Source organism: Lacibacterium aquatile, from assembly GCF_042683105.1.
Taxonomy (GTDB): domain Bacteria; phylum Pseudomonadota; class Alphaproteobacteria; order Elsterales; family Elsteraceae; genus Lacibacterium; species Lacibacterium aquatile.
On the sequence record NZ_JBHUIP010000003.1, the window covers coordinates 642,014 to 668,903 of the forward strand.

Genomic DNA, 26,890 nt, shown 5'->3' on the forward strand with positions numbered 1-26,890 from the left:
TTTGTCATCCCGGCCTCCGCGCCGGGATCCGGCCGCCGGAACGACCGGACTCAGGCGGTGGTGTCGGGCAACGGCTGGCGGCCAGATCCCGGATCAAGTCCGGGATGACAAGCCAGATTGGATTGGTCCTTGCCCCATCATCTGCCCCGCCGTATCATTCTGGAAACGAATTGCCTGCATCCGATCATAAGGAATTGTGATGATGCGCCCGACCTTGGATCTCGATCAGCTCCGCGCCCTGGTGACGGTGGTGGAAACCGGCGGCTTCACCCAGGCGGGGGAGCGGCTGGGCCGCACCCAATCCGCCATCTCCATGCAGATCCGCAAGCTCGAAGACAGTATCGGCCGCCGACTGCTGGATCGCAGCCCGCGCGGCGTGTCCGTCACCTTGGCGGGGGAGCAGATCGTGGGCCTCGCCCGCCGCATGCTCCAGCTCCATGACGAGACGGTGGACAGCCTCACGGGCACCATCACCTCGGGCGCGGTCAATCTGGGCATGCCGGACGATTATGCGGAGATGATCCTGCCGCCGCTGCTGGCGCGCTTTGCCGCCGATTATCCGCTGATCGAGATCAATGTGCGCTGCGCACCCACGGTGGAACTGATCCCGCGCCTGGAGAATGGCGAGCTGGATATGGCGCTGCTCACCCGCCATCGCGGCGATCCCATCGGGCGCCTGATCAAGCAGGAACCCCTGGTCTGGGTCGCCGCCCCCGGCTTCCGGCCCGAGCTGATGGATCCGATCCCGCTGGCGCTGTTCCAGGAAAGCTGCCTCTTCCGCCCGCTGATCGCGGCGGCCCTGGACAAGGCCGGGCGGCGCTATCGCATCGCTTTCTCCGGCTCCTCCATCGCGGCGGTGCTGGCGGTGGTGAAAAGCGGCCTCTGCCTGACCGCCCTTGCACGTGGCTCTGTCCCGCCCGGTTGGCGTTTCATTGGGGAGGCCGAAGGCCTGCCGCCGCTTCCCATGGAAGAGATCGCCCTGCGCATGCGCCCCAGCCCAACCCAGGCGGCCCGGCTGCTGGCGCGCTATCTTGTAACCGAGATGGCGGAACCCGCTGCGGCGTGAGGGGGCGGCCAGCCCCCAAAACTGACTCTTTCCCTTGCATGCGCCCCGGCGATCCGCTATATGCCCGGCTTCGGAATTTGAGATTGAGACCGACGTGGGCTCTTGCCGCCCGTGGGTCGTGTTAAACACAGGGCGCCGACAAGATGAAAAAAGACATCCATCCGGACTATCACACCATCAACATCATCATGACCGATGGTTCGACCTACACCACCCGTTCGACCTACGGTAAGGAAGGCGACACGCTGCGCCTCGACATCGACCCGAAGTCGCATCCGGCCTGGACCGGTCAGAGCGCCCGCATGCTCGACCTCGGTGGCCAGCTGGCGCGCTTCAACAAGCGTTTCGCCGGTCTCGGCATCAAGTAAATCCTGCCGCTCCCATGGGGCGGTGGTGACGGAAAAGGCGCGAGAGTTTCTCGCGCCTTTTTTTGTTGCCCGGCTTTCTGCCGTCATCCCGGGATCTCCTAGTTTTCCTGTCTTTGTCGTCATCCCGGGACTTGATCCCGGGATCTCCTCCGGACGCTTTCTCATGAACGCGTCATCCTCAGACTTCAGTTCCTTGTCAAATAACACAATAATTCAACGTATATATAAATACACCAAACATCTGTTGTGTAATATAAATTGACATCACGTTTTGTCGGTGATTATGTGAAATCACCCGATGGTCGTGCGTGACCATGGATGGCCTGGGACGGCCGGTTCAGTCCTCGCGGCTTTTGACGATCTGCAGCTTGCGCCGCGTCACCAAACGCTAAAGCGCCACGAATGGCCCATTCGTGGATCTGGCCCTTTTACGAGACGAGGTTCTCATGCCGATCCGATGCCCCGCCCGCTGTTGTTGCTGACGTTCTGACGCTGCCCGGCCACCGGCCGATCCAGTTCACGCCAGCAAAGGGGAGATGCGCCATGCCGCACGAACCGACCGAGCTTTTCACCTACGGCTATTTTTCCGATCTGCCGCCCGACGAGCGTGCGCAGTCGGTTCGCGAGGATACTCAGACCATGACCGACAATCAGACCCTGCTTCGGACTTACGGCGCGCCCCTGGCCCTGTTCATTCTGTTCACGGCGATTCTCTTCACCGTGGCGACGGTTGGCGGGGCCTGAGCGGGTTCGGTCGGGCGATGAGCCATGTTTGTCCTTCTCACCTTGGGCGATCTCGATCAGGCATCGCTTGACGAGGCGCTCTCCCAGGATGTCGACGCCGTCTGCCTCGATATCGAAGGCTATGCGACCATCGACCGTGCGCTGGCGCTGCTGGCCGCCAATGCCGACCGACGCAAGCGGCTGTTTCTGAAGATCAATCCGCCCGGCAGCTATCGCGGTGCCGACGATTTGAAAGCCATCCTGCACGCCTCTGTGCGGCCCGTCGCCCTGGTGCTGCCCCATGTCCGGGCGGCTGCCGAACTGGCCCTGGTCGATGCCGAACTGGAACTGGCCCGCATCGATGATATGACCCTGCAGCCGATTGTGGAACGTCCAGCCGTCGCCAATGCACCCGACCGCCTGTTGGCCGCTGCTGCCCGTACCTCCGCCGTCTATTTCAACGGGGCCGAGCTGGCGCGCCAGCTGCGTCTGCGCCCGCGCTGGGACCGGCTGATCGAAATGCGCCGCCGTCTGGTGGAGGCTGCCCGCAGTTATCGCCTGCCGGTCATCGACGGCCCCCATGCCGACCTGTCTCTTCCCATTGAAGTCGAGGCAGGGTTGGCGCGTGACATGGGGTTTGTCGGCAAGATCGCCAGTTCCGCCGATGAAGCGGCCCGGCTGCGCCCGTCTCAGGGCAATAATAACGCAATTGTTGCGTAGATAATTCCCTATTGACGAGCAGGCGCGCGATGGGAATATCTAAGGGACGGATGCTATTTCCGAAATATAACGGTGATGTAATGTATTTTCCGATGTTCCTGTCTTTGAGCGGGCGGACGGCGCTGCTGGTGGGCGATGGTCCGCTGGCCGACAATAAGGCGCGCCTGCTGGAAAAGGCAGGGGCGTCGGTGGATCGCCGGGCGGTGGCACCGGTCGATCTGTCCCCCTATGCCCTGATCATCGCGGTGGCCGAAGGCGAAGCGGCGGAAATTCTGGCCGCGCGCGCCCGTGCGATCCGGGTGCCGATCAATATCGTCGATCAGCCGCACCTCTCGGACTTCAGCGTCCCGGCGGTAGTGGAGCGTGATCCGGTGACCATCGCCATTGCCAGCGACGGCAGCGCCCCGGTGCTCGCCCGCCGCATCCGCACCCAGATCGAGGCGCTGATCCCCGAACGTCTGGGCGCGCTGGCCCGGTTGATCGGCCGCTTCCGCCAGACCGCCCAGACCCGCCTGCCGGATATCTCCGACCGCCGCCGCTTCTGGGACGAGGTGCTGGACGGGCCGATTGCCAATCTCGCGCTCCAGGGGCATGAGGCGGACGCGATTGCCGCCCTGACCCATGCCCTCGATACCGGGGCCTCGCCGCAGGGTTCCGTCCAGATCGTCGGCGCCGGTCCTGGCGATCCTGAACTGCTGACCCTGAAAGCCGCCCGCGCGCTCGGCGAGGCCGATGTCATCCTCTATGACGATCTGGTAGGTGAAGGCGTGCTCGACCGCGCCCGCCGCGATGCCGAACGGATCTACGTGGGTAAACGCGCAGGGGAGCCCGGTGTCGGCCAGGACTTCATCCAGGCCCTGATGATCGCGCGCGCCAAGGCTGGGCAGCGCGTGGTGCGCTTGAAGGGTGGCGACCCCTTCATCTTCGGTCGCGGGGGGGAGGAAGTCGAAGCCCTGCGCGCGGAGAATATCGCCTACGAAGTCATTCCCGGCATCACCGCTGCCCTGGGCGCGGCAGCCGAAGTTGCCCTGCCGTTGACCTTCCGGCGCGAAGCCTCGGCCCTGACCCTGCTGACCGCCTATCGCGCCCCCGATGCCGACGCCATCGACTGGTCTTCGCACACCAACCCGCAGACCACGCTCGCCATCTATATGGGCCGCGAGAGTGCCGGGGCGGTGGCGCGCGGGCTGATCGAAGCCGGCCGCGATCCCGCGACGCCTGCCGCTGTGGTTGCTCGCGCGACCCGGGCGGACAGTTCCTTTGAAATCGGCCGCCTCGACCAACTGCCGCGCCTCGTTGCGCAGGCGGGCGAGGGGCCATCGCTTCTGATTGTCGGCGCCGTGGTCCAGCGCGCCGATGTCTTCACTCAAGAACAGCGCCAAGCTGTCTGAACGAAGGGTTCTTTCTAAATGGCCTCCCCCCATCAACAGAAGCTGCGCATCGACGGGCCCAGCCTCATCACCGGCAACCGCCTGGGCGCCGGTAGCCCCGCCTATCGCACGGCCGAGGGCGACTGGTCCGACGATATCGCCGCCGCTGCCGTTTCCGAGGATGCCGAGGTGGTGCTCGGCTGGCTCGATGCCGCCAAGGCCGACTACAGGCGCATCGTCGGCCCCTATGTCGCCCGCATCTCGCCCGAGGGCGCGACCCTGTCGGTGCGCGAGCGTATCCGCGCCAAAGGCCCCAGCGTCGCCATTCCCGGCGAAACGCTGGCCGATGCTGCGGCTTAAGGGACACGGCCTCAAGTAGGGCGAAGCCCGGTAGGCCAACGCAAAGGACTACTCATGTACCGCTATGATGAATTCGATCAGGCCCTGGTGGACGAACGTGTCGCCGAGTTCCGCGATCAGGTGACCCGGCGCCTCGCGGGCGACCTGACGGAAGATGAGTTCAAGGTCACGCGCCTAATGAACGGCGTCTATCTTCAGCTCCACGCCTATATGCTGCGGGTCGCCATCCCCTATGGCGCGCTCTCCTCCGACCAGTTGCGCAAGCTGGCCGAGGTGGGCCGCAAGTACGACCGCGGTTACGGCCATTTCACCACCCGCCAGAATCTCCAGTTCAACTGGATCAAGCTCTCGGACATGCCCGATGTCCTGGCCGATATGGCCAAGTCCGGCCTGCATGCCATCCAGACCAGCGGCAACTGCATCCGCAATGTGACGACCGATCAATATGCCGGTGTTGGTCGCCATGAGGTGACCGATCCGCGCATCTGGGCCGAAGTCTTACGCCAATGGTCGACCCTGCACCCCGAATTCACCTATCTGCCGCGCAAGTTCAAGATCGCCATCACCGCCGCCTCCGACCATGACCGCGCTGCGGTGAAGGTCCATGACGTCGGCCTGATCATTCACCAGCGCGACGGCAAGATTGGCTTCGAAGTGCTGGTCGGTGGCGGTCTGGGCCGCACCCCCTATATCGGCGTCTCGATCCGCGACTTCTTGGCCCCCGAGGAACTGATCCGTTATCTCGAGGCCATCCTGCGCGTCTATAACGCTGCCGGTCGCCGCGACAATATCTACAAGGCCCGCATCAAGATCCTGGTGGCCGAAACGGGTAAGGAGAAGTTCCAGGAGCTGGTGGAGGCTGAATATGCCGCGCTGGCGGGGGAGGAGCGCCTGACCCTCGACCCCGATATCGTGGCCGATGTCCGCTCCCGCTTCGTCTATCCCGACTATCCCGCGCGCGAGGAAAAACCCTCCAGCCTGCTGCACCGCATCGCCGACGATGCCGCCTTCCGCCGCTGGCACAAGAATGCCACCGTCGCCCATCAGCAGCCGGGTTACGCCATCGTGCAGATCTCGCTGAAGGTGCCGGGGCAGCCGCCCGGCGATATCACCTCCGATCAGATGGATGCCCTGGCTGATCTTGCCGACCGCTACAGCTTTGGCGAGATCCGGGTGGCCCACGAACAGAACCTCGTGCTGCCCCATGTGGCGCAGGCCGATCTGCCGATCCTCTGGCAGGCGCTGGCCAAGCTTGGTCTTGCCACCCCGAATATCGGCCTGATCAGCGATATCATCGCCTGCCCCGGCCTCGACTATTGCGACCTCGCCAACGCCCGTTCGATCCCGATTGCGACCGCGATTGCCGAACGGTTTGCCGACAGCGATCTGGCGGGCGATATCGGGCGGCTGCACATCAATATCTCCGGCTGCATCAATGCCTGCGCCCATCACCACGTGGGCCATATCGGCATCCTGGGCGTCGACAAGTCCGGCACCGAATTCTACCAGATCACCATCGGCGGCCGCGCGGACGAGAAAGCCAAGCTTGGCGCACTGCTCGGCCCCGCCGTCACCGCCGACAAGGTTCCGGACGTGATCGGCCAGATCGTCGAAACCTACCGCGCCCTGCGCCTGGATGCCGCCGAACCCTTCATCGCGACCGTCGAACGCCTCGGCGTCGCCCCCTTCAAGGAACGCGTCTATGCCGCTGGTTAAGAATGGCGCCCTGGTCGACGATATCTGGGTCCGCCCCGCCGAAGGCGAGGCTTTCGCCCCGGACGCCGCCGTGCTCCTGCCCGCCGATCGCATCGCGGAAGCCGATGGCCACCAAGGCCCGCTCGGCATCCTCTGGCCTAATACCAAGCCGGTGGACGAGCTGGCACCGCTGCTGCCGCGCCTCTCCCTGATCGCGCTCCATTGGCCGATCTTCCGCGACGGTCGCGCCTATACCCAGGCCCGCCTGCTGCGCCAGCGCCTTGGCTACAAAGGCGAGATCCGCGCGACCGGCAATATCCTGCAGGACCAGTTGATCTTCCTCGCCCGCTGCGGCATCGACAGCTTCGACCTCGTGAAACAAGCCGACGCCGAGGCTGCGTCCGAGGTGTTCAAGCGCTTCCATGTCTTCTACCAAGCCGTCGACACCGCGCGACCCACGGTCTTCGAACAGCGCAAGGCGCGGCTGAAGGCCTAAGGCCTCAAGCAGCGAAGCGATAGGCCAACACGCAAGAGGCCTCAAGCAGCGAAGCGATAGGCCAACATACAGAGTCCCGCCTCAAGCAGCGAAGCGATAGGCCAACATACAGAGTCCCGCCTCAAGCAGCGAAGCGATAGGCCAACATACAGAGTCCCGCCTCAAACAGCGAAGCGATAGGCCAACACAAGAGACACAAGGCAAGGGGCGCCGCGCCCCTTGACCCCCGCGTTCCTGTAGATCTTGCCGTCCCTATAGCCCTCGTCATGCCCCGGTTTATCCGGGGCATCTCCTACGGGGGCGTTTCAGTACATGAGGAACACTCTGCCGGAGTTGCGCGCCGCGTGCGGCTGGTTGCAAGGCAAACTGGCCGAGATCCTGGGCGTCTCCCGCCAGACGGTAAACGCCATCGAAACCGGCCGCTACGACCCCAGCCTGCCGCTGGCCTTCACCATCACGAAGGCCTTCGATCTGCGGATCGAGGATATTTTCCAGGAGGGTTAGGGGTGGATATCCCCAAAGTCCGAAACCTTGGGGACCGGGTATTTGCTCTGCGTACCGGGGAAACGCTCCAGCATATGCAGCCGCAGGTCCCGCAACAGTTGCTTGGCGGGTTCCGAAAAAGGCTCGGGATTGGGTTTCACCCGCATGCTGGCAAAATAGCGGATCTTGTCCGGTTCGCCGCTGTAGATATAGGCCAGCAGCGAGATGCGGGTGTTCTTGTCGATATCGACGTCAATCAGGTCGTCATTGCTTTTATGTTCGCTACGAAGCTGCCGGGAGGCAAAGAAGGCATCAAAAGCCTCAACGACCTTCGAATTCTCCTCCTCCGTATTGATCTCGAACGCATAGATCGGGTGATGGCTATAACGGTCAAAAGTAACGAGTGGCGAGCGTGGCCCGAAAGTGTGGGCTATACTCGATGCCACGACGGGAAAACCCTGCGTCAGTATCACCGCAAACGACAGCGCAATGGTGAGGCCTCTCATTGGCTCTTCTCCCCTTTGGCCGGGCGGCTGTAGCGAGGTTTTTGCGTGTTGACCGGGATTTCCCGGACCGCATGGTCAGGAAAGCGCTCGTTGACAAAGGCATACCACCGCTCTGCTTCCCGACGAGCTTCTTGGTAAGAGCTGGGAGCTGCTTCCCATCCTTGAAAGCCGAAGTCGACACCCCAGTTGGGGGCCAGACGGATAACGAAGGAAAGATCCCCTGAGATCTGTCTGCTCAAAACGATATGATGCCCACCCTTAGGGCCGGTTACCTCTTCACGCTTGTAGGGAAGAGCGTGCTCCGCGATGAAGGAGGTGATTATTTTGTCCAGGGCAGCATCCTGGGGACCGGCGGCTAGAGTAAAAAACGACCAGTCATTAAAATGCGACTTGGCCTCCGCCTCACCCCAAAAATAGTCCGCAACTCCTATCCGGGTAGTGTTGTCGGCCGTTGAGAGATAAATCCCTCCAAACATCAGGCAACAGAGTCCGGCAACAAAAACTGGCAGTTGGCGTCTGACGTCTTGCATCAAGTGTCCTCACTTCGATGCAACCATCTTGGCCGGGTGGGCAGATAATGCAACTTTAAGAAATGGTGACGAAACGTTTTTGATTAACTGGAGCAAAGCGGGTCCGGGGCGGCGCGCCCCGGAAGTCTTACTCTACTGCGCCAATGGCGTGCTCGGGGAAAGCCTCTCGCATTTTGGCGGTTAGGCGGTCGAACAGGCGCCGCATGGGTGCTACATCGGTCTTGAACTGGTCTCGGACAAAGAGCCATAGGCTCGTTTGGCCGTTGCTCTCGGCTTGATCGACGATGAGGCTGGCGTGCTCGTTCACTGTGATATCGGTGATGATCACCCTCTGGTTCCTCTCCGGCAGGTTCGGTCCCTCGAGCCTCAAACCCTCCGACGCTGCAAACTCACTGACAACTTCACGCAGGCGCGCCGCGCTCAGATTGCCGTCGATATTGACGCGGAGGACGAGATCGGCCCGCGTGAAGGTCACACCGCCTATAGGGATATCTGACGTGATGGAAACCGGCGCGAAATAGTCGGCGACACCGGTCTTCGGTCCTGTCTCGCGCATCACCAGCAGCCAGACGACAACAAACAGACAGCCGCCCAGAAAAACGGTGAGGCGGGTCTTATCCATGCCTACAGCCCCAGATAGGCCTGCTGCACCCGTGCATCCGTCAGCAGCTCCGCCCCTGTGCCCTGCAGCACCACGCGCCCGGTTTCCAGCACATAGGCCTGATCGGCCAGCTTCAGCGAGGCGGCGACATTCTGTTCCACCAGCACGATGGTCAGGCCTTCGTCCTTCAGGCGCCGCACCACCCGGAACACCTCCTGCACCACGGCGGGGGCGAGGCCGAGGGACGGTTCGTCCAGCATCACCAGGGTCGGCCGTCCCATGAGGCAGCGGGCGATGGCCAGCATCTGCTGTTCGCCGCCCGACAGGGTTCCGGCGGCTTGGGTCAGGCGTTCGCGGAGGCGCGGGAAGAGCTCCAGCATCTTTTCCAGCCGGTCGGCGGCGCCTTTGCGGGCGCGCGGCACCAGGGCGCCCATATCGAGGTTCTCGCGCACCGACAGGGTGGGGAAGACCTGACGGCCTTCGGCCACCTGACCGATGCCGAGGTCGACGACCTTATGGCTGGGCAGGTCGGTGATATCCCGACCTTCAAAGGAAATCCGGCCCGCGCGCGGCTTGATGATACCGGCGAGCGTGCGGATCAGCGTGGTTTTCCCTGCGCCATTGGTGCCGATGACGGCGGTGATGCCGCCCTGCGCGACGTTGAGCGAGATATCATCCAGGGCGACGGCATCGCCATAGGCCGCAGTGATCTTATCAAGGCTCAGCATCAGTGCGCCTCCTCGCCCAGATAGACCTCGATGACCTTCGGGTCTTTGACCACGTCTTCGGGCTTGCCGTCGGCGATCTTCACGCCGTGGTCCAGCACGACGACATGCTGCGACAGGGCCATGACCGCCCGCATCACATGTTCGATCAGCAGGATGGTGACGCCGGTGCGGGCGTTAAGATCGCGCAAAGTCGCAACCATCGCGTCGGTTTCCGTGGGCCGCAGCCCCGCCATCACCTCGTCCAGCAGCAGGATCTTCGGCTGGGTCGCCAGGGCCTTGGCGACCTCCAGCCCCTTGCGTTCGGGCAGGGTCAGACTACCGGCGGGGCGCTGGGCCAGCTTGTCGAGGCCGAGGGTCTGCAACACCTCCATCGCCGCATCCCGCGCCTTCGTGACGCTGGTTTCGCGGTGCAGGGCGCCGACCAGCACATTCTCCAGCACCGACAGACCCGCAAAGGGTTTCACGATCTGGAAGGTGCGGCCGATTCCGGCGGCGCAGATCTCATGGGCCGGGCGGCCGGTGATATCCTCGCCCGCCAGGGTGACCTTGCCGCTGTCGCCGGGGAACAGGCCCGCGATCAGGTTGAACGTGGTGGTCTTGCCCGCGCCATTGGGGCCGATCAGGGCGACGATCCCGCCTTGAGGCACGGAAAAGGAGACATTATCGACGGCCTTCAGGCCCTTGAAGCGTTTGGAGACGCCGTCGACGATCAGCAGATCGCTCATTTGCCGTCTCCCGTCACAAGCTTCAGGCGCTTGGCGAGCCAGGGCCAGATCCCGGCGGGCTGGAACAGCACGATCACCACCAGGGCGGCGCCATAGAAGACTTGTTTCGATCCCGGAACAGTCACGCCGATATGCTCCAGCACATTGGTCATGGTCTCGCCCAGCGGGGTCAGGATGAAGGCGCCCAGGATCGGGCCGAAGATGGTGCCGATGCCGCCGACGATGGCGCCCAGCAGGATCTCGATCGATCGGTTCATGGCAAACACCTGCTCGGGGAACAGGTTATTGTAATAGAAGGCATAGAAGACACCCGCCGGGGCCGTCATGGCGGCGGAGATCACCACGGCCAGCAGCTTGTAGCGGAAGACATTGATGCCGACGGCGCTTGCCGCTTCCTGATCCTCGCGGATGGCCAGCCAGTAATAGCCGATGCGGCTTTTCAGCAGCAGGCGGCAGGCCAGCAGGGCCAGGGCGGCGAGGCCCATCATGATGTAATAATACATGGCGGGCGGGCCGCGCAGATCCAGGATATCGATGCCCGCACGCTGGTCGACCGGCAGGAACAGCCCGCCCGAACCGCCCAGCGGCGTCACATGGTCGAAGGCGACGCGGGTAAACTCGGCAAAGGCGATGGTCAGCAGGGCGAAATGCACGCCCTTGATGCCGAAGCGGAAGCCCAGCCAACCGATGACGAGGCCCGCCAGGGCGGCTGCCAATACGGCGACCCAGACTCCCGCCCAGGGGCCGATCCCCAGCTTCACGAACAGCGCGGCGGCTGCATAACCGCCCAGCCCGACATAGAGGGTATGGCCCAGCGACAACTGCCCCGCAAAGCCCATCATCACGTTCCAGGCCTGCCCGACATAGGCGAACCACAGGATCAGCGTGCCGATGGCCAGCAGATAGGGGTTGGCGACCAGCGGCCAGAGAATCAGACCGCCCGCGAATAAAGCCAGCGCCGCACGGCCGCGCGGGGTGACCCCGTCGAAAAGTCCCTTCAACACGGCCCTTAGCCCTTCTTGCCCAGCAGGCCCTGGGGGCGCAGCAGCAGCACCAGCACCAGCAGACCATAGGAGAACATGGATTTCATCGACGGCAGCAGCACGAAGCCTGCGACCGCCTCGGACACGCCGATCAGCACGCCGCCCAGCAGCGCCCCGCCCATCGATCCCAGGCCGCCGACGATGACGATGATGAAGCTGAGCAGCGTATATTCCGGCGCCAGCTGCGGGCGCACATCGATGACAAGGCTCATCAGGCTGCCCGCGACGCCCACGCAGGCGGCGCCGATGCCAAAGGTGATGGCATAGAGGCCCTGGACATCCAGGCCCACGACCTTGGCGCCCAGCTGATTATCGGCGCAGGCGCGGATGGCGGTGCCGATGCGGCTATAGCGGAAGAAGCAGAACAGCAGGGCGGCGACCAGCAGCGCCGTCCCGGCAGCATAGACGCGCACCTTGTCGATATTCAGGGCACCGACCGCGAAACTGTCGAAGACATAATCGACCCCGGTGGAGCGCGCGTCGGGGCCGAACACCATCAGCAAGCCATTCACCAGCATCATGGCGATGCCGACCAGCAGGATGAACTGCTGATGGTCCGGGCGCTCGATGAAGCGGTTCAGCAGCCCGCGCTGCAAAGCGTACCCCGCGACGAACATCAGCACGGCGATCAGCGGCGCGCTCAGCATCGGGTCCAGATGGAAGCTCTGGGCCAGCAGCACGGCGCCGAACATGCCCAGCACCATCATCTCGCCATGGGCGAAATTGACGAGGCGCACGACCCCGAAAATGACCGACAGCCCCATGGCGGCCAGGCCATAGATCAGGCCGGTCAGCAGGCCGGAGACGATGATGTTGAGATAAAAATCTAAGGGCATGGGGTTCTTTTTACAGTGAGTACCGGAGGGGCCAAACAGAATCTCGCCTTATCCCTCCAAACCAAAAAAGTCGTCATCCCCCGACTTGATCGGGGGATCTCCTCCGGGAGCCCGTCCAATCTGAACTAAGGCAGTGAGGAAACTCCCCCGGAGGAGATGCCCCGGATGAACCGGGGCATGACGAAAAAGAGAAAGGCACTTCTTAAAAAGAAATCCCGGGCCGCTAAGCCCGGGATCGCTCAAAAACCTACCAACTACCCGCGCGCGGCGTCGGACCAGCCGGGCATCGGCCAGACCGGCTTGGCTTCGGCGGCGGCGCTCGGCATCACGACGGTCGGGCGGCCCTTCAGGTTCTGCACGACGACCGAGCTGAAATTGACGTTCTGACCCTTGGCATCGAAGGTGATGTCCGGGCCGACCATCATATGTTCGGCCAGCTTGGTTTCGCGGAGCGCCTTCAGCATGGCTTCGGGAGCAGCCGAACCGGCGCGCTTGAAGGCATCGCAGGCGACCAGGATGGCGTCCAGCGTGCAACCGATGTTGAAGCCGTACCCGTCGAAGGCATCGTTCGGATAGAGCTTGGCGAACTCGGCCTGGACCTTCTTGGTCAGCGCGGCATTCGGGTTGAACCAGGGCAGGTTGGTGACCGAGAAATCGGCGTATTTGCCCAGCGCCTTATAGAACTGCGCGTCATAGAGACCCGGCGAGCCCGGCGAGACGATGCCCATCGGCTCCCAGCGCTGCTTGACCATTTCCTTGACCAGCATGATGGCGTCGGCAGCGCGGGTGGTGACGATCACCAGCTCGGCGCCCGTGGCCTTGGCCTTGGCAACTTCGACCGACAGATCCTGCGCCTTCGGGTCGTAGGAGATCGGCTCGACCATGGTGAAGGGCATGCCCGCTGCCGGGAACAGCTGGTCGAAGGCGGCCTTGTTGGCCATGCCGAAGGTGTCGTTGGCATGCAGGAAGATCGCCGACTTCGGGGTCTTGCCACCGGCCGCGAACATATCCTTCATCAGCGGGAAGGCGTTGCGGACCAGATCGATGGAGGTCGGGAAGTTGCGGAAGAAGGTCTTGTAGCCCTGTTCGGTCAGCTGCGGGGCGGCGGCGATATTGGCCACCAGCGGAATGCCGCGCTGTTCGCAGACCTGGGCGGCGGCGCCGGTCTGGCCGCTGTCGAAGGCGCCGATGATGACCTGGGCGCCGTCGTTGATCAGCTTTTCGGTGCGGGCGCGCGCCTGATCGACGTTCGATTCCGTGTCGCCCGACATGATTTCGAGGGTGTAGCCCATACCGGGCAGGATCTTGGCGGCGATCTCGGCCCCGCGGAAGCAGGCTTGGCCTGCCTGCGCCAGGATGCCGGAGCGCGGCAGCAGCACGCCGACCTTAAGGGCAGCGCCCTGGGCGAAGACCGGGGCCGAACCGAAGGCGGTCAGGGCAGCCGTCGCGGCGGTCGTGCCCAGGAACTGGCGGCGGGTCGGGGTCGTGAAAATGGACGACATGATTTCCTCCTGTTAAGCGCGTTTCTTGCGGCATCGCCGATGGGTCGGCGTCCCTGTCCTTGTTGATAAGATCAATGACGGATGCGTGACCCCTTGCCAAGACGAGAATATAGGTCCCACATCTGTTTACGAACTTTCCAAGTGTGTCGTTGTTATCCAGGAAATCGGAAGTTTATCGACCGAGGAGGGGGATTACATGCTGCTTGCCGGTCTGCTTAAACGAGCGATCAGGGTCGGAACGCTCGATGTCATCGCGTCAGACGGAACGCGCCATCGTTTCGGGGATGGCGGAAAGCCCGCCCTCGCGCTGAAGTTTCACGATCAGAAGGCCGAAAATTCCGTCTTCTTCAATCCCTGGATGGCGGCAGGGGAAGCCTATATGGACGGGCGTCTGACGGTGGAGGAGGGCGACCTCGCCGACCTGTTCGACATCGTCTATATCAATATGAACAACTTCGGGACCCATCCGCTCCAGGGCGTGATCGATGTGGTGCGCAAGATCGGGCGGCGCCTGATGCAGATCAATCCGGCGCCGCGGTCGCGTCAGAATGTCGCGCATCACTATGATCTGTCGCGCCGGGTGTTCGAGCTGTTCCTCGATCCCTCGATGCAATATTCCTGCGCCTATTATCTGCGCCCGGACATGAGCTTGGCCGAGGCCCAGGCCGCCAAGCTGCGGCATCTGGCGGCCAAGCTGCTGTTGAAGCCCGGCCAGCGCGTTCTCGACATCGGCTCCGGCTGGGGTGGGCTTGGCATCCATCTGGCCGAAGCCGCGGATGTCGAGGTGCTGGGCGTCACGCTCTCGACCGAACAACTGGCCGTCGCCCGGGAGCGGGCCGCTGCAAAGGGCCTCGACGGCCGCGTGAAGTTTGAACTGATGGATTATCGCGCCCTGAACGGCAGCTTCGACCGCATCATCTCGGTTGGGATGTTCGAACATGTGGGCGTCAACCACTACCCGGCTTTCTTCGAGAAGGTCGAGGAACTGCTGGATCCCCAGGGCGTGGCGCTGCTGCATAGCATCGGGCGGGCCGATGGGGCGGGCTACACCAACCCCTGGATCCGCAAATATATCTTCCCCGGCGGCTATTCCCCGGCTGTCTCCGAAGTCGTGCCGGTGATCGAGAAAACCAATCTCTGGATTACCGATATCGAAATCCTGCGCGGTCATTACGCTGAAACTTTAAAGGCATGGCGACAGAATTTTAATAATAATCGTGCAGAAATAGAGGCGTTGACGGACGCGCGTTTCTGCCGGATGTGGGAATTTTATCTGGTGGGGAGTGAGATTTCGTTCCGCCACAGGATCAATGTGAACTTCCAAATCCAGATGGCACTTGATACAGGTGCTGTACCGGCGACAAGAGACTATATTACTGCATATGAAGCCGAGACTCCGCTGACCTTCCAGACCGCGCCTGCGGCGGGAAAGGAGGCGGCAGACTGACGATGCATAGAGGACTATGGGGCGAGTTCTTTTACTTTTTGCCGGGTTGATGCTGGCAGCGCTGCCAGCTGCGGCGCAGACGCCGTGGCAGTGGCGTCTGCCGCGTGGCGAAGCGCCGCCATCCGTCCCCGTCGACAACCCCCTGTCGGTCGAGAAGGTGGAGCTTGGGCGCAAGCTCTTCTACGACGTCCGCCTTTCCGGCCCCGGCTATATGTCCTGCGCCACCTGCCACGATCAGGAGCGCGCCTTCACCGACCGCCATCCCCGCGCGCTGGGCGTTTCGGGCGAGCGGCATCCGCGCAATGTGCAGTCGCTGGTCAATGTCGCCTATTACCCGGTCCTCACCTGGTCCGACCCCACCGTGCGCCGTCTGGAGGAGCAGCTGTTCACGCCGCTCTTCGGCGGCCATCCTGTGGAGATGGGCGGCCTGGGGCGCGAGGATGAGATCCTTGGCCGCCTGAAGGCCGATCCCGAGTATCCGGCAGCCTTCGCCGCCGCTTTCCCCGACGGCGCCGGGGCGATCAGCTGGCGCAACGTCGGCCGGGCGATTGCCTCGTTCGAGCGCACGCTGGTCAGTTTCGACTCAACCTACGACCGTCAGCGCCGGGGCGAGGGCGATCTGCCCGAGGATGCCAAGCGTGGCCGCACCCTCTTCTTTGGTCCCCATGCCCAATGCGGCACCTGCCACGGTGGCCGTTTCCTGACCGATTTCCGCTATCACCCGCCCCAGGGCGATACCAGCGGTGCCACCCGCGTCCGCACGCCCTCCTTGCGCAACGTGGAGCGCACGGCGCCCTATTTCCACGATGGCGCGGCCAAGACCCTGAGTGACGTGCTTTCGGTCCATGCCGCCGGTGCGCGCCTGTCGACTGACGAACGCGCGGACCTGGAAGCCTTCCTGCGCACGCTCACCGACCAGACCGTGCTGGCCGATCCCCTCTACGCCAATCCTTACCGCTAGCCGGGAGGCACGATCTGCGTCGTTGCTTGCGGTGCTCGGATCCTCACGTACAGACGTACGCTCCGGTCCTGTGCTCCGCACGCCTAGCATTTCATACCTCCCGCCGTCGCTTCTAAAGCCGGAACGGAACAAACAAGACCTGTCATCCCGGACTTGATCCGGGATCTTGTGTGGCCGAACCGCGTAGCGCCTTCATGACGGTTGTTTAACTCGATCCCGCCGCAATCTAGCGTCAGCGTGGCGGTATGAAAGCAGTGCTCGTCCTTCTGATCTGTGCATTTGCCCCGGCGGCCGGTGCGATGTCTCCCCCGAACCCGCCAGAGATCACCTGCTGGTCCGACAGGGCCTGCGAGCTGGAGGCGGTGTCCAAGCGGCGCCCGGTCCTGGAGGCAGAGTTTACGGCTCTCCCCGATCTGACGGAGATGTTCCGGGTCCTTGCGGGCGCCTGGGCTATTAACAAGGAATATGCGCCGGTTTCTCCATCGGGAGTTCGCTTCGACTGGCGGGTTTTCGAAGATCTCCGATGGGATCATTATGCCACCGGCAGCAAGGTCAAAACCCTCGCCTGGAACGAGCAGACGGCTTCCGGGGATCGGGAGGTGATGCTCCAAGCCTTTTCTCCCTCGGATCTGCTTCTGGTTACCAGGACGCATGCCAAAGGTGCGGACGAGGATTTCTATATGCTTGGAGGGCTGTTGCGCATCACTGAAGGCCCGGTGCCTTTGGAGGTGACGGTGAGGGCGGATAAGAAACCGTTGGAACAGAGCGCACGCTTCGCCTTGCGGACCGTGCGGTCGGAAAAGACCTCCGGCGAGCTCCATGGCGAAGAAACCCTGAAGCTCTGCTGCTATCGCCTGACCCTTCCGGCCTAAAGCCGGATTGGCACCGGCAGTGGCGATATGCGCCTTTATGGGTGCGAGGAGATCCTTGATAGGCAGCATCCCGACGGCAGCCGGGAAAGCTTCTACCGCCACAGCGAGATCGGCTATTTCCCGGCCTATAACCTCTTTCTGGAAGTTCTCACCGACAGCAGTGCCTGTTGTGCGCGGCAGGCGATCACCCAGATTGGTGACGAGCCATCCTATCCCGAACTGCCGGACTGGCTGCGCTAACGCCGCGCTTTAGTCCTCAGCAGATCCCACGAAAGCCTTCTCGATCACGAAAGTGCCCGGTGCAGAAGCCCGGCCCATCGTGAAGCCGCGGGCTTCCAGCAAGGCCTGGGTGTCGGTCAGCATTTCCGGGCTGCCGCACAGCATCACGCGATCTTCTTCGGCATTGAGTTCCGGCAGACCCAGATCGGCGGCCAGTTTCCCGGAGGTGATCAGGTCGGTGATGCGGCCCTGGGTCTTATAGTGCTCGCGCGTCACGGTCGGGTAATAGCGCAGCTTGGCCTTCACTTCTTCGCCCAGGAACTCGTCATTGGGCAGTTCCTCGGTGATCAGTTGCTGATAAGCCAGTTCACCGACCGTGCGGCAGGTATGGGTCAGCACGACCGTCTCGTATTTCTCATAGACCGCCGGATCGCGGATCAGGCTCATGAAGGGCGCAAGGCCGGTGCCGGTGGACAGCAGATAAAGGCGCTTGCCCGGCGTCAGATTATCGACCACCAGGGTGCCACTGGCCTTCTTGCCGACCAGCACCCCATCGCCGACCTTCAGATGCTGAAGCCGCGAGGTGAGGGGGCCGTTCGGCACCTTGATCGAGAAGAATTCCAGCTCTTCATTATAATTGGGGCTGGCAACGGAATAGGCGCGCAGCAGCGGCTTACCCTCGACCATCAGGCCGATCATGGTGAAATGGCCGTTCTCATAGCGGAAAGTCGGCGAACGGGTGGTCGTGAAGGTGAAAAGATTATCAGTCCAATGATGGACGGAGGTGACCTTTTCCTCGATCAAATTACTCATGATCTCTGTGCAACTTCCGGCTATGAGCAGTCAAGACTGTGACATAAGCTTTTTCCGGGGGCTGGTAAAGGGGTGGCGACGCATCGCCGCGTTGCAACAGCCTCGCAACGGCCCGGGCGCCCCTTGCCTTCCTTTACGTCACGCAATCCGTCCAATTGCCCAACTGCCCCATGATCCGGCTCAAGGTTGCGGAGCGGCGCTGGATATAGGCGGACGGCTTGCCCGCGTCGAAGCGGCGCGGATTGGGCAGCACGGCGGCCAGCAGGGTTGCCTCCGTCCGGTTCAATTGGGCGGCGGATTTGCCGAAATGGTGACGGCTGGCTGCCTCCACCCCATAGATGCCGGGGCCGAATTCCACGCTGTTGAGATAGACGGCCATGATGCGGTGTTTGGGCCACAGCAGATCGATGGTGAAGGCCAGCGGCACCTCCACGCCCTTGCGGATGAAGCCGCCACCGGGCCAGAGGAAGAGATTGCGCGCCAGTTGCATCGTGACCGTGCTGGCGCCGCGTAAGTCCTCGCCATTGCGATATTCTTCGATGGCATCCTGGACGGCGACCCAATCGACGCCGTTATGGCTGCAGAAGTTATTGTCTTCCCCCGCGATCACGGCGCGGGCGATATCCTTGTCGATGCGATCCCAGGCGACGGCTTCATGTTTCAGCCCTTCGCCCTCGAACAGGCGGATCACCATCAGGGGCGTGACGGGCGGATAGATCACGCGATAGACCAGGATCATCACGAGCCAGAAGGCAATAAGTCCACCGATCCCATAGGCGACCCAGCGGGCGATACGGCGAACCATGCTTTTGCTTTCCTCGACGCTCCGTTATCGGCAGATTAGCGCACATGAAACAAGAGCACACCCCCACCGACAAGTCCCCGGTTTTCATGGCCAGCTTCGACTGGCGCCGCCTTCTGATCCTGCACGTCATCCTGGCTGTGGGCGTGACGGCCAGCTTCCCCATGCCCTGGAACTTCGGCCTGGGGATCTTCGTGCTGGCGCTCTACTGGATACGGCAGCGGTTCTTCAACCACCCGGCCGTGATCCTGGAGGGCGAGATATCGACCTTCCGGCCGCTGGGTCACCTCTATACCGGCAAAACCAAGATGGTGAATGTGCGCGGCGCGGGCAAAAACATGGTCACCGGCGGTTGGATGACCGTCGACCTGAAGAGCTTTGGCCGCCGCCGCCTGACGATCTTCCCGCTAGAGGATCCCTATACCGTCGCCGCCACCTTGAAGGCGTCCAGCGCCCATTATCAGGCCGTCGACCGGGGCGAGGCATGAAGGCCGAGGATCTGGTCGCGCGCATCCTCTATCGCGACGGCAATCTGCTGATCATCGACAAGCCCGCAGGCCTTGCGGTCCATGCCGGGCCGACGACGAAGCACGATCTGGAGCAATATCTCCCGGCCCTGCAGTTCGAGCGCAAGGAGCCACCGCATCTCGCCCATCGGCTGGATCGCGACACGTCGGGTTGCCTCGCGCTCGGACGGCACAAGAAGGCACTGTCCAAGCTGGGGCGGCTGTTCCAGGCAGGGTCAGTGCGCAAGGCCTACTGGGCCATTGTTGCGGGCAATCCCAAGGGAGACGAGGGCCGGATCACGGCCCCGCTGCTGAAAGTGACGCGCCGGGGCGAAGGCTGGAAGATCCTGGTCGACAAGAAGGGCCAGCATTCGGTCACCAATTGGAAGGTGCTGGCGCGCACCGAAGGCACGGCGTGGCTGGAGCTGGAGCCGATGACCGGTCGCACTCACCAGATCCGCGTGCATTGCGCCCATATCGGCCTGCCGCTGATCGGCGATATCACCTATGGCATCGCCTCGACCATGCCGCAGCCGATGATGCTGCACGCAAGGCGTCTGACGATCCCCTACAAGGAAGAAGGCCCACCCATCGTGGCCGAAGCACCGCCGCCGCCGCATATGGCCTCTTATCTCAAGGCGATGGGGTGGTCTTGGTGACCGCCCCATCGCTGGTTTTTGCGTTTGCCGTGCCAAGCACGGCGGCGGGGTGGGAGTGGTAAGAGCCGGGCGCATCCAAACACCGCTAGGTGTCGCCGTCGCCGTTGTGAACAGTGACGGCGCCCTGACGCGTTTCATCCTGCCCGATGACGAGCAGCCGCGCTGGATCGCCGAACTGGGGGAGTCCCCCGACTGGGACGAAGCCGCCATCGCTCCCGTTGCCCGGCAGGTCGACGAATATTTCGCCAGGAAACGCCGCGACTTCGATTTGCCCCTGGCGGCAGAAGGAACGGAGTTCCAGCAGGCCGTGTGGCGCCAGCTCTGCCTCATTCCCTACGGCGAGACCATTTCCTATGGCGAGATGGCGCGCCGGATCGGCAATCCCGACGCCCAGCGTGCAGTCGGCATGGCGAATAACGCCAATCCCATCGGCCTGATCGTTCCCTGCCACCGGGTCATCGGCGCGGGTGGCAAGCTCGTCGGCTTTGGCGGCGGGTTGCCGATGAAGGTTGCCCTGCTGCGGTTCGAAGGGCCGGAACCGGATCTGTTCGGCATTTGATGCAGGGTCTCGACGCCGAGATGCACCGGCAAAAGGCACACTATATCTTCGACGAAATTCATCAGAACGACGTGTTTCTGACGGTTGAGCGCAATCACAGGGGCGATTGACGGGCGCCAATCTATAAAATGTCGTCATCCCCCGCTTCATGCGGGGGATCTCCTCCGGGTGCCTGTCCAACGAGGACCGAGGCCGCGTGGAAGCGCTCCCGGAGGAGACCCCGGGATCAAGTCCCGGGGTGACGACAAAACAGGAAAGGTTGGAGACCCCGGGATCACGTCCCGGGGTAACAGTGACGAGAAGGCCCTCCGCCTCCCCCTTGCGGCGACAGAATGTCCCCCCAACTTGCCCGCCTGGGGACCGGCTGCTATACCGGGGCCTCCGGGGGCGATTGCGAGTCCCTCTCAAAACCATCAGGAGTTCGCCGCCCTTGGCGCGCCGCCCGACTGCCATGCCCAACGACCGTCCGGCTTCCCGCGATATCCGCGCGCTGGGGTTCGTGTTCGCCTATCTGAAGCCCCACAAGCTCAAGCTGGTTGGGGCGACGGTTGCCCTGCTGATCGCTGCCGGTTCCGTGCTGGCGCTCGGCGGGGGCCTGCGCACGCTGGTCGACCATGGGTTCGTGGCGGGGGATGCGGCGCTGCTGGACAAGGCGGTGCTGGTCCTGATGGGCGCCGTCATCGTCATGGCGCTGGCCACATATTCCCGCTTCTCCCTGGTGTCCTGGCTGGGCGAGCGGGTGGTGGCGGATCTGCGCCGCGACGTCTTTGCTCGGGTTGTCAGCCTGGACGCGGGCTTCTTCGACAAGACCCGCAGCGCCGAAATCCAGTCGCGCATCACGACCGATACCGCGATCATCGAAGGCGTCGTCGGTTCGGCCGTTTCGGTTGCCTTGCGTAATGTGGCGACCTTCCTGGGCGGCACCGCCATGCTGCTGATCACCAGCCCCAAGCTGACTGGCCTCGTATTCCTGGTCGTGCCGCTGGTGGTGGTGCCGATCATCGTCTTTGGGCGTAAGGTGCGCGCGCTCTCCCGCGCGTCGCAAGATGCCGTCGCCGCCGTGGGTGTGCAGGTCTCCGATGCCTTGAGCGCGATCCGCACCGTCCAGGCCTATACCGCCGAAGGGTGGGAGCGGGCGCAGACTGTCGCCCGGAACGAGACTGCCTTCGCCGCTGCCCGCCAGCGCATCCGGGCCCGCGCGCTGCTGACCGCCATCGTGATCCTGCTGGTTTTCGGTGCCATTTCCGTCATCCTCTGGATCGGCGGTCATGATGTGCTGGCCGGGCGTCTCAGCCCCGGCGATCTGTCGGCTTTCGTCTTTTATGCCGCCGTGGTGGCAGGGGCCGTCGGCTCGATCTCCGAAGTGATGGGCGATCTGCAACGCGCCGCCGGGGCGTCGGAGAGGATTGTCGAGCTGCTGACCACCGTCCCGGCTATCGAAGCTCCCGCATCGCCCGCGATCCTGTCCCAGCCCGCCAAGGGTGAAGTGGCCTTCGAAGGTGTCGATTTCGCCTATCCGACCCGGCCCGACCGTCCTTCACTGCATGATCTGTCCTTCAAGCTGAAGGCGGGCGAGCGTGTGGCCCTGGTCGGCCCCAGCGGCGCGGGTAAGACCACGGTCATTCAGCTGCTGTTGCGCTTTTACGATCCCCAGCGCGGTGTGGTCCGCTTCGATGGCCATGATCTGCGCACCCTGGATCCCGAGGCGCTACGCCGTCCGATCGCCGTCGTCTCTCAGGATCCGGTGATCTTCGCAGGCAGCGTCAGCGACAATATCCGCTACGGCAGCCCCGATGCCTCGGATGCCGAGGTCAAGGCCGCCGCCGAAGCGGCCTTTGCCGCCGACTTCATCGACCGTCTGCCCGAAGGCTATGCCTCGGAACTGGGCGAGCGCGGTGTGCGCCTGTCGGGTGGCCAGCGTCAGCGTATCGCCATTGCCCGTGCAATTCTGCGCCGTCCGGCCCTGCTGCTGCTGGACGAAGCTACCAGCGCCCTGGATGCGGAATCGGAACAGGCGGTGCAGCAGGCGCTGGAGCGTCTGATGACCGGCTGCACCAGCATCGTCATCGCCCATCGCCTAGCCACCATCACCAATAGTGATCGTATTCTGGTCATGGACCAGGGGCGTCTGGTAGAAAGTGGCAGTCACGCTGGCCTGGTGGCCGCCGACGGACTCTATGCCCGCCTGGCTGCCTTGCAGTTCGACGCTCCCCTTCGTCGCCCGGCGGCGGAGTAACCCCAGAACTCCCCGCCGCCTGTGTAGGCCGACCGGGAGGCCGGAAAGCCTGTATCATGTCCAGTGCCGCCGAAGCCGCCCCTCCACCCGTCGCCCTGACGCCGAGGGAGATCAAGGTCGTTCTCTTCGGCGCGTTGCTGGCCTTGTTTTTGGCGGCTCTCGATCAGACCATCGTCGCGACCGCACTGCCGGTGATCGGCAAGGATCTGGGCGATTTTCACCTGATCGGCTGGATCATCACCTCCTATATGCTGACCGCGACCGCCGGGACGCCGATCCTGGGCAAGCTCGGCGATCTCTATGGCCGCCGCCGTCTGCTTTACGGCTGCATGGTGCTGTTCCTGATCGCCTCGGTCCTCTGTGCGATTTCGACGACCATGGTGCAGCTTATCCTGGCGCGCGCCGTTCAGGGGTTAGCGGGCGGCGGCCTCATGACCACCGTGCAGGCGCTGGTGGGGGAGATCATCAGCCCGCGTGAGCGCGCCCGTTATGCCGCCTTCTTCTCCATGACCTGGGCGGCGGCCTCGCTGGCAGGCCCCATCCTGGGCGGGGTTTTTGCCGCCCATGTGGGCTGGCCATGGGTCTTCTGGATCAATATTCCGCTCGGCCTTGCCGCTATGGCGGTGGTTGTGGTGGCGCTGCGCAAGCTGCCGCTGCAGACCCGCCCGGCCCGGATCGACGCGCCCTCGATCCTCTGGCTGCTGGTGGGGTCGACGACGCTGCTGCTGGCCATCTCCGAAGGCGGTACCTCGGCCACCTGGGGAATGCCCGTCATCGCCGGGCTGCTGGTTGCCGGGGTCGGCGGCCTCTGGTTCTTCTTCCGTCGCCAGACCAAGGTGGACGAGCCGATCCTGCCGCCGCATTTCCTGACCGACCGGGTGATCGGTCCGACCCTGGCCTCGATCTTCATCGTCTTTGGCGCCTATCTCGCGGTGGCGGTGCTGGCGCCCACATATCTTCAGGTTGGGTTGGGCGCCACGCCGGATTTCGCCGGTCTGATGATGATCCCCTTCATGCTGTCGGTGCCGGTGACGGCCTTCTTTGGCGGGCAATACGTCAAGAAGACCGGCAAGTACCGGCTGCCGGTTCTGGTCGGCATCCCTTTCGCTGTGATCGCCCTGCTGATCCAAGCCGCCTTTGCCGGGCAGTTGCCTGCCTGGCTCGCGGCCCTGCTGCTGATCCCCATCGGGCTGGGTATCGGCCCGATCTTCCCGACCACCATCGTCGCCTCGCAGAATGCCGTCGCCAAACGGGACCTGGGGGCCATTACCGGAGCGTTCGGTTTTGTGCGCTCGTTGGGGGGAGCCGTACTTATGGCCGGTGGCACCGCGATGGTGCTGGGGCTGATTGCAGCCTGGACCCCGTCGCTCTCCTCGGCCGGTGGTCTTGAGGGGCTGGCGCGTGCTGCCCTGACGCCCGAGGATCGCCTGACCATCAGCAATGCCTTTGGCGTGCTGTTCCTGGTGACGGCGGTGCTGATGCTGGTCGGCCTCGCGGTCTATGCCCGCGTGGAAGAACGCCCGCTGCGGTCGAGCAACGATTGATTTTTTAAATGCCGTCACCCCGGGACTTGATCCCGGGGTCTCCTCCGGGGGCGTTTCAACTCTGTTGGAGTAAGTATAGGACGGGCTCCCGGAGGAGATCCCGGTGTCGAGCACCGGGATGACGAGAGATTGATTTCTCCCCCAGCAGCCATTGCGGCTGCGGCCAAGGGTGCGGATGCACCCGCCCGGCGAGGGACCAACTAAACCAGCCGCCACAAGTTGCTCCGCAACTTGTGGCGGTAGAGCAACAGCCGCGCCTTGTTTCTGTCAATTTTCCGTAACAGCGGTATTCTCCATATTGGACCTGCTCCTTAACCGTGTTATCCGGTTAAGCAGAGATCGCGGCTAACAGCGGTACGAAAAAGCAGGTTTACCGGGAGAAAAATGATGCGGAGCATGGAATCGACGCCATTAATCCGTCTGCTGACAGGGGTCGCCTTGAGCGTCCTGGCAGGGGTTGGCAGTGCCCAGGCGGGCAGCTTCTACCTTCAGGAACAAAGCATCACGGGCATGGGGTCGGCTTTCGCGGGCCAGAATGCCACCGGCTTCGATGCGAGCACGGTCTATACCAATCCCGCAGGCATGACGAACCTCGACCGCAGCCAGGTGGCGGCGGGCGCCAATCTGATCCTGTTCAATCAGAAGCTACGCGATACCGGCACCGTTCCGGCGACCGGCACCAGTGATGGCGGCAACCCCTATGATCCGGCGGTTCTGCCCAATCTCTATGGTGTCTGGGCACCGACACCGGAACTGCGCCTTGGCATGGGCGTCAGCGCGCCCTTCGGTCTGTCGGGTGAATATGAAGAAGGCTGGTTCGGCCGCTACGACTCGGTCAAATCGCATCTGCAGACGATCAATCTCGGTCTCAGCGCTGCTTATAAGATCAATAACCAATGGTCTCTTGGCGCTGGGATCGACGTGCAGCGTGCTGAGGCTGAACTGACCAACGCTGTTCCGGGGGCCGCTGTTCCCACGCCTGCAACCGACCTGCTCGGCCGGGTGAAGGGCGATGACTGGTCGGTTGGCTTCAACGCCGGTCTGACCTTCAAGCCGGTCGAAACCGTGACGATGGGCCTGACCTATCGCTCGGCGGTTTCCCATAAGCTCGAAGGCACGGCGAGGGTGCGTACAGCGGGCGGTGTCACCGTCCTGGAAGATGATGCCACGGCGAAGCTGAAGACGCCGGATATCGTCGGTCTTGGTCTGGCTTGGGATGTGACGCCGGAGGCGAAACTGCTGGCCCAGGTGAACTGGTTCAACTGGTCGAACTTCAAGACGTTGCGGGTCGTCTCGCCGACCGGGGCCTTGAATACGACCTCGACCGAGAATTACCACGACAGCTACTCGGTTGCCCTTGGCGGCGAATATAAGCTGAACCCGGCCTGGACGCTCCGCGCGGGTGTCCAGTACGACACGTCGCCGACCAACGATAACCACCGCTCGACCCGCGTTCCCGATGGCGACCGCATCAATCTCGGTCTGGGCGCCAGCTGGGGCATCACGGATAATTGGGCGCTCGATGCCGCCTATCTGCTGGTTCTGGTCAAAGAAAGCGACCTGAGCCGCACCCAGGCATTTGGTGGCACGACCAATGCTCGATCCAAAGACCCGATGATCCATGTGCTGGGTCTGCAGGCTCGCTACAAGTTCTAGGGCGGGGCCGGGGTTCAAAGAAAAAGGCCGGGGAGCGATCCCCGGCCTTTTTGTTTTTATGCCTACCGCGGTCCGTAAGCGCGCAGGAACACCTCGACCGCGTGCTGCGCCTGTATCTCGCCGGTGATGCCGGGCAGGAAGGTCGGTAGGCCGCACATGCCGCGCATCTTGGCGTCCCCGCAGACCAGCGAGCAGAAATCCTCTGCCGCGCGCCGGGGGTTGTCGATGACCAGACGCCCGCGTTTGGTCTGTTCGGCCAGATAGTTCGCGACCGCCTGTTTGCTCGGCTCCGGGCCGCTTTCGTAGAAGAGGTGGCCCAGTTCGGGGAATTGGATGCTTTCGGCGAGGATGGTGCGCAGGGCGGCCATCGTATCGTCGTCCATCGTGTGGTTGATCAGGATGCAGGCAAAGGTACCCAGCGCCTGTTCGACCGGCATTTCGTTGATATCGTCGCGCTGGAACAGTTCGGTGATGCCCCGGCAGCGGTCTTCCACGATGGCGCGGAACAGCCCGGCCTTATTGCCGAACAGGTCATAGAGCGTCGAAAGCGATCCGCCCGACTGCTTCACCACTTCCGACAGCGAGGTCGCGCCATAGCCCTTGGTGCAGAAAAGCTCGGTCGCGGCTACCATCATGGCCTGCCGACGCGCCTCGCGCCGGTTGGAGGCGCCAGCGTCGGTTTCTCGGCTGATCGATACAAGAGTGTCCAAGGTCGTGTCGCTCATTCTGTCGCTCGTTCTCCTCCCCCCGAGGTTGGAATACCCTACCACCGCAACATCCGCTTGACAGTAATGTAAGCTACGTTACATTTTCTCGCAAGGGGTCCGCGACAGGGCCTTTCTTTTTGCCTGCTTGTAGGCCGGG

Annotated in this window: 30 protein-coding genes; 19 read left to right on the forward strand and 11 right to left on the reverse strand. The window is 63.1% G+C overall.

Annotation, left to right across the window (positions count from 1 at the left end):
- The first annotated feature begins 199 nt into the window (after positions 1–199).
- The 9 genes from ACFSM5_RS05170 (at position 200) to ACFSM5_RS05210 (ending at position 7,302) form a co-directional block, all read left to right on the forward strand.
- Positions 200–1,066, forward strand: a complete 867-nt coding sequence (locus tag ACFSM5_RS05170) for a LysR substrate-binding domain-containing protein (RefSeq protein WP_379875191.1) — start codon at positions 200–202, stop codon at positions 1,064–1,066.
- 143 nt (positions 1,067–1,209) lie between these two features.
- Positions 1,210–1,434, forward strand: a complete 225-nt coding sequence (gene rpmE, locus ACFSM5_RS05175) for a 50S ribosomal protein L31 (protein ID WP_379875193.1) — start codon at positions 1,210–1,212, stop codon at positions 1,432–1,434.
- Between the two features lie 543 nt (positions 1,435–1,977).
- Positions 1,978–2,178 (forward strand): hypothetical protein, encoded by a 201-nt coding sequence (locus ACFSM5_RS05180; protein ID WP_379875194.1) that lies wholly within the window; start codon positions 1,978–1,980, stop codon positions 2,176–2,178.
- A 24-nt stretch (positions 2,179–2,202) separates the two neighbouring features.
- Positions 2,203–2,877 carry a hypothetical protein gene (locus ACFSM5_RS05185; RefSeq protein ID WP_379875195.1) on the forward strand — a complete coding sequence of 225 codons (675 nt, stop codon included), beginning with the start codon at positions 2,203–2,205 and terminating at the stop codon, positions 2,875–2,877.
- A gap of 80 nt (positions 2,878–2,957) precedes the next feature.
- Entirely contained in the window at positions 2,958–4,268 is a 1,311-nt protein-coding gene (gene cysG / locus ACFSM5_RS05190) for a siroheme synthase CysG (RefSeq protein ID WP_379875196.1), read from the forward strand.
- Positions 4,269–4,286: 18 nt separating this feature from the next.
- Entirely contained in the window at positions 4,287–4,607 is a 321-nt protein-coding gene (locus ACFSM5_RS05195) for a DUF2849 domain-containing protein (protein WP_379875197.1), read from the forward strand.
- Positions 4,608–4,661: 54 nt separating this feature from the next.
- Complete coding sequence (locus ACFSM5_RS05200) at positions 4,662–6,323, forward strand: nitrite/sulfite reductase (RefSeq protein WP_379875198.1); 1,662 nt, start codon at positions 4,662–4,664, stop codon at positions 6,321–6,323.
- A complete protein-coding gene (locus ACFSM5_RS05205; RefSeq protein WP_379875199.1) occupies positions 6,310–6,798 on the forward strand; it encodes a DUF934 domain-containing protein in 489 nt (162 codons plus the stop codon). Before ACFSM5_RS05200 ends, ACFSM5_RS05205 begins: the two co-directional genes overlap by 14 nt.
- Positions 6,799–7,110: 312 nt before the next feature.
- On the forward strand, positions 7,111–7,302 hold the full coding sequence (locus ACFSM5_RS05210) for a helix-turn-helix transcriptional regulator (RefSeq protein ID WP_379875201.1): 192 nt from the start codon (positions 7,111–7,113) through the stop codon (positions 7,300–7,302).
- Here ACFSM5_RS05210 and ACFSM5_RS05215 read toward each other — a convergent pair.
- The 8 genes from ACFSM5_RS05215 to ACFSM5_RS05250 form a co-directional block, all read right to left on the reverse strand.
- Positions 7,299–7,787: a hypothetical protein gene (locus ACFSM5_RS05215; protein ID WP_379875202.1), complete on the reverse strand. Its 489-nt coding sequence runs from the start codon at positions 7,785–7,787 to the stop codon at positions 7,299–7,301. The genes ACFSM5_RS05210 and ACFSM5_RS05215 overlap by 4 nt on opposite strands.
- Positions 7,784–8,317: a hypothetical protein gene (locus tag ACFSM5_RS05220; RefSeq protein WP_379875203.1), complete on the reverse strand. Its 534-nt coding sequence runs from the start codon at positions 8,315–8,317 to the stop codon at positions 7,784–7,786. The genes ACFSM5_RS05215 and ACFSM5_RS05220 overlap by 4 nt, the downstream gene beginning before the upstream one ends.
- A 127-nt stretch (positions 8,318–8,444) precedes the next feature.
- Positions 8,445–8,939 carry a hypothetical protein gene (locus tag ACFSM5_RS05225; RefSeq protein WP_379875204.1) on the reverse strand — a complete coding sequence of 165 codons (495 nt, stop codon included), beginning with the start codon at positions 8,937–8,939 and terminating at the stop codon, positions 8,445–8,447.
- A 2-nt stretch (positions 8,940–8,941) separates the two neighbouring features.
- Positions 8,942–9,646, reverse strand: coding sequence for an ABC transporter ATP-binding protein (locus tag ACFSM5_RS05230; RefSeq protein ID WP_379875205.1), 705 nt, complete (start codon positions 9,644–9,646; stop codon positions 8,942–8,944).
- Positions 9,646–10,371 (reverse strand): ABC transporter ATP-binding protein, encoded by a 726-nt coding sequence (locus tag ACFSM5_RS05235; protein WP_379875206.1) that lies wholly within the window; start codon positions 10,369–10,371, stop codon positions 9,646–9,648. The genes ACFSM5_RS05230 and ACFSM5_RS05235 overlap by 1 nt, the downstream gene beginning before the upstream one ends.
- A complete protein-coding gene (locus tag ACFSM5_RS05240; RefSeq protein WP_379875208.1) occupies positions 10,368–11,375 on the reverse strand; it encodes a branched-chain amino acid ABC transporter permease in 1,008 nt (335 codons plus the stop codon). Before ACFSM5_RS05240 ends, ACFSM5_RS05235 begins: the two co-directional genes overlap by 4 nt.
- A 5-nt stretch (positions 11,376–11,380) precedes the next feature.
- Complete coding sequence (locus ACFSM5_RS05245) at positions 11,381–12,250, reverse strand: branched-chain amino acid ABC transporter permease (RefSeq protein WP_379875209.1); 870 nt, start codon at positions 12,248–12,250, stop codon at positions 11,381–11,383.
- A 254-nt stretch (positions 12,251–12,504) separates the two neighbouring features.
- Positions 12,505–13,752, reverse strand: coding sequence for an ABC transporter substrate-binding protein (locus ACFSM5_RS05250; RefSeq protein WP_379875211.1), 1,248 nt, complete (start codon positions 13,750–13,752; stop codon positions 12,505–12,507).
- A gap of 196 nt (positions 13,753–13,948) precedes the next feature.
- Between ACFSM5_RS05250 and ACFSM5_RS05255 the strand changes: the two genes are divergently transcribed.
- The 4 genes from ACFSM5_RS05255 to ACFSM5_RS05270 all read left to right on the forward strand — a co-directional run bounded on the left by ACFSM5_RS05255 (position 13,949) and on the right by ACFSM5_RS05270 (position 17,272).
- Positions 13,949–15,199: a class I SAM-dependent methyltransferase gene (locus tag ACFSM5_RS05255; protein ID WP_379875213.1), complete on the forward strand. Its 1,251-nt coding sequence runs from the start codon at positions 13,949–13,951 to the stop codon at positions 15,197–15,199.
- A 16-nt stretch (positions 15,200–15,215) separates the two neighbouring features.
- Positions 15,216–16,160, forward strand: coding sequence for a cytochrome c peroxidase (locus tag ACFSM5_RS05260; protein ID WP_379875214.1), 945 nt, complete (start codon positions 15,216–15,218; stop codon positions 16,158–16,160).
- Between the two features lie 245 nt (positions 16,161–16,405).
- Positions 16,406–17,032 carry a hypothetical protein gene (locus tag ACFSM5_RS05265; RefSeq protein ID WP_379875215.1) on the forward strand — a complete coding sequence of 209 codons (627 nt, stop codon included), beginning with the start codon at positions 16,406–16,408 and terminating at the stop codon, positions 17,030–17,032.
- A 27-nt stretch (positions 17,033–17,059) separates the two neighbouring features.
- Entirely contained in the window at positions 17,060–17,272 is a 213-nt protein-coding gene (locus tag ACFSM5_RS05270; protein WP_379875216.1) for a hypothetical protein, read from the forward strand.
- 9 nt (positions 17,273–17,281) lie between these two features.
- Here the strand turns inward: ACFSM5_RS05270 and ACFSM5_RS05275 are convergent, their stop codons facing one another.
- Together ACFSM5_RS05275 and mtgA are read right to left on the reverse strand one after the other, a co-directional pair.
- Entirely contained in the window at positions 17,282–18,064 is a 783-nt protein-coding gene (locus ACFSM5_RS05275) for a ferredoxin--NADP reductase (RefSeq protein ID WP_379875217.1), read from the reverse strand.
- A 133-nt stretch (positions 18,065–18,197) separates the two neighbouring features.
- Complete coding sequence (mtgA, locus tag ACFSM5_RS05280; protein WP_379875218.1) at positions 18,198–18,869, reverse strand: monofunctional biosynthetic peptidoglycan transglycosylase; 672 nt, start codon at positions 18,867–18,869, stop codon at positions 18,198–18,200.
- A gap of 44 nt (positions 18,870–18,913) precedes the next feature.
- Here mtgA and ACFSM5_RS05285 point away from each other — a divergent pair, with 44 nt between their 5' ends.
- The 6 genes from ACFSM5_RS05285 (at position 18,914) to ACFSM5_RS05310 (ending at position 26,026) form a co-directional block, all read left to right on the forward strand.
- Positions 18,914–19,354 carry a hypothetical protein gene (locus ACFSM5_RS05285; protein WP_379875219.1) on the forward strand — a complete coding sequence of 147 codons (441 nt, stop codon included), beginning with the start codon at positions 18,914–18,916 and terminating at the stop codon, positions 19,352–19,354.
- Positions 19,351–20,031 (forward strand): RluA family pseudouridine synthase, encoded by a 681-nt coding sequence (locus ACFSM5_RS05290; protein ID WP_379875220.1) that lies wholly within the window; start codon positions 19,351–19,353, stop codon positions 20,029–20,031. Before ACFSM5_RS05285 ends, ACFSM5_RS05290 begins: the two co-directional genes overlap by 4 nt.
- A 106-nt stretch (positions 20,032–20,137) precedes the next feature.
- On the forward strand, positions 20,138–20,590 hold the full coding sequence (locus ACFSM5_RS05295) for a methylated-DNA--[protein]-cysteine S-methyltransferase (RefSeq protein WP_379875221.1): 453 nt from the start codon (positions 20,138–20,140) through the stop codon (positions 20,588–20,590).
- A gap of 430 nt (positions 20,591–21,020) precedes the next feature.
- Positions 21,021–22,826 carry an ABC transporter transmembrane domain-containing protein gene (locus tag ACFSM5_RS05300; protein WP_379875222.1) on the forward strand — a complete coding sequence of 602 codons (1,806 nt, stop codon included), beginning with the start codon at positions 21,021–21,023 and terminating at the stop codon, positions 22,824–22,826.
- Between the two features lie 56 nt (positions 22,827–22,882).
- On the forward strand, positions 22,883–24,370 hold the full coding sequence (locus ACFSM5_RS05305) for an MDR family MFS transporter (RefSeq protein WP_379875223.1): 1,488 nt from the start codon (positions 22,883–22,885) through the stop codon (positions 24,368–24,370).
- A 396-nt stretch (positions 24,371–24,766) separates the two neighbouring features.
- Positions 24,767–26,026 carry an OmpP1/FadL family transporter gene (locus tag ACFSM5_RS05310; protein ID WP_379875224.1) on the forward strand — a complete coding sequence of 420 codons (1,260 nt, stop codon included), beginning with the start codon at positions 24,767–24,769 and terminating at the stop codon, positions 26,024–26,026.
- 62 nt (positions 26,027–26,088) lie between these two features.
- Here the strand turns inward: ACFSM5_RS05310 and ACFSM5_RS05315 are convergent, their stop codons facing one another.
- Positions 26,089–26,751 carry a TetR/AcrR family transcriptional regulator gene (locus ACFSM5_RS05315; RefSeq protein ID WP_379875225.1) on the reverse strand — a complete coding sequence of 221 codons (663 nt, stop codon included), beginning with the start codon at positions 26,749–26,751 and terminating at the stop codon, positions 26,089–26,091.
- Between the last annotated feature and the right edge of the window lie 139 nt (positions 26,752–26,890).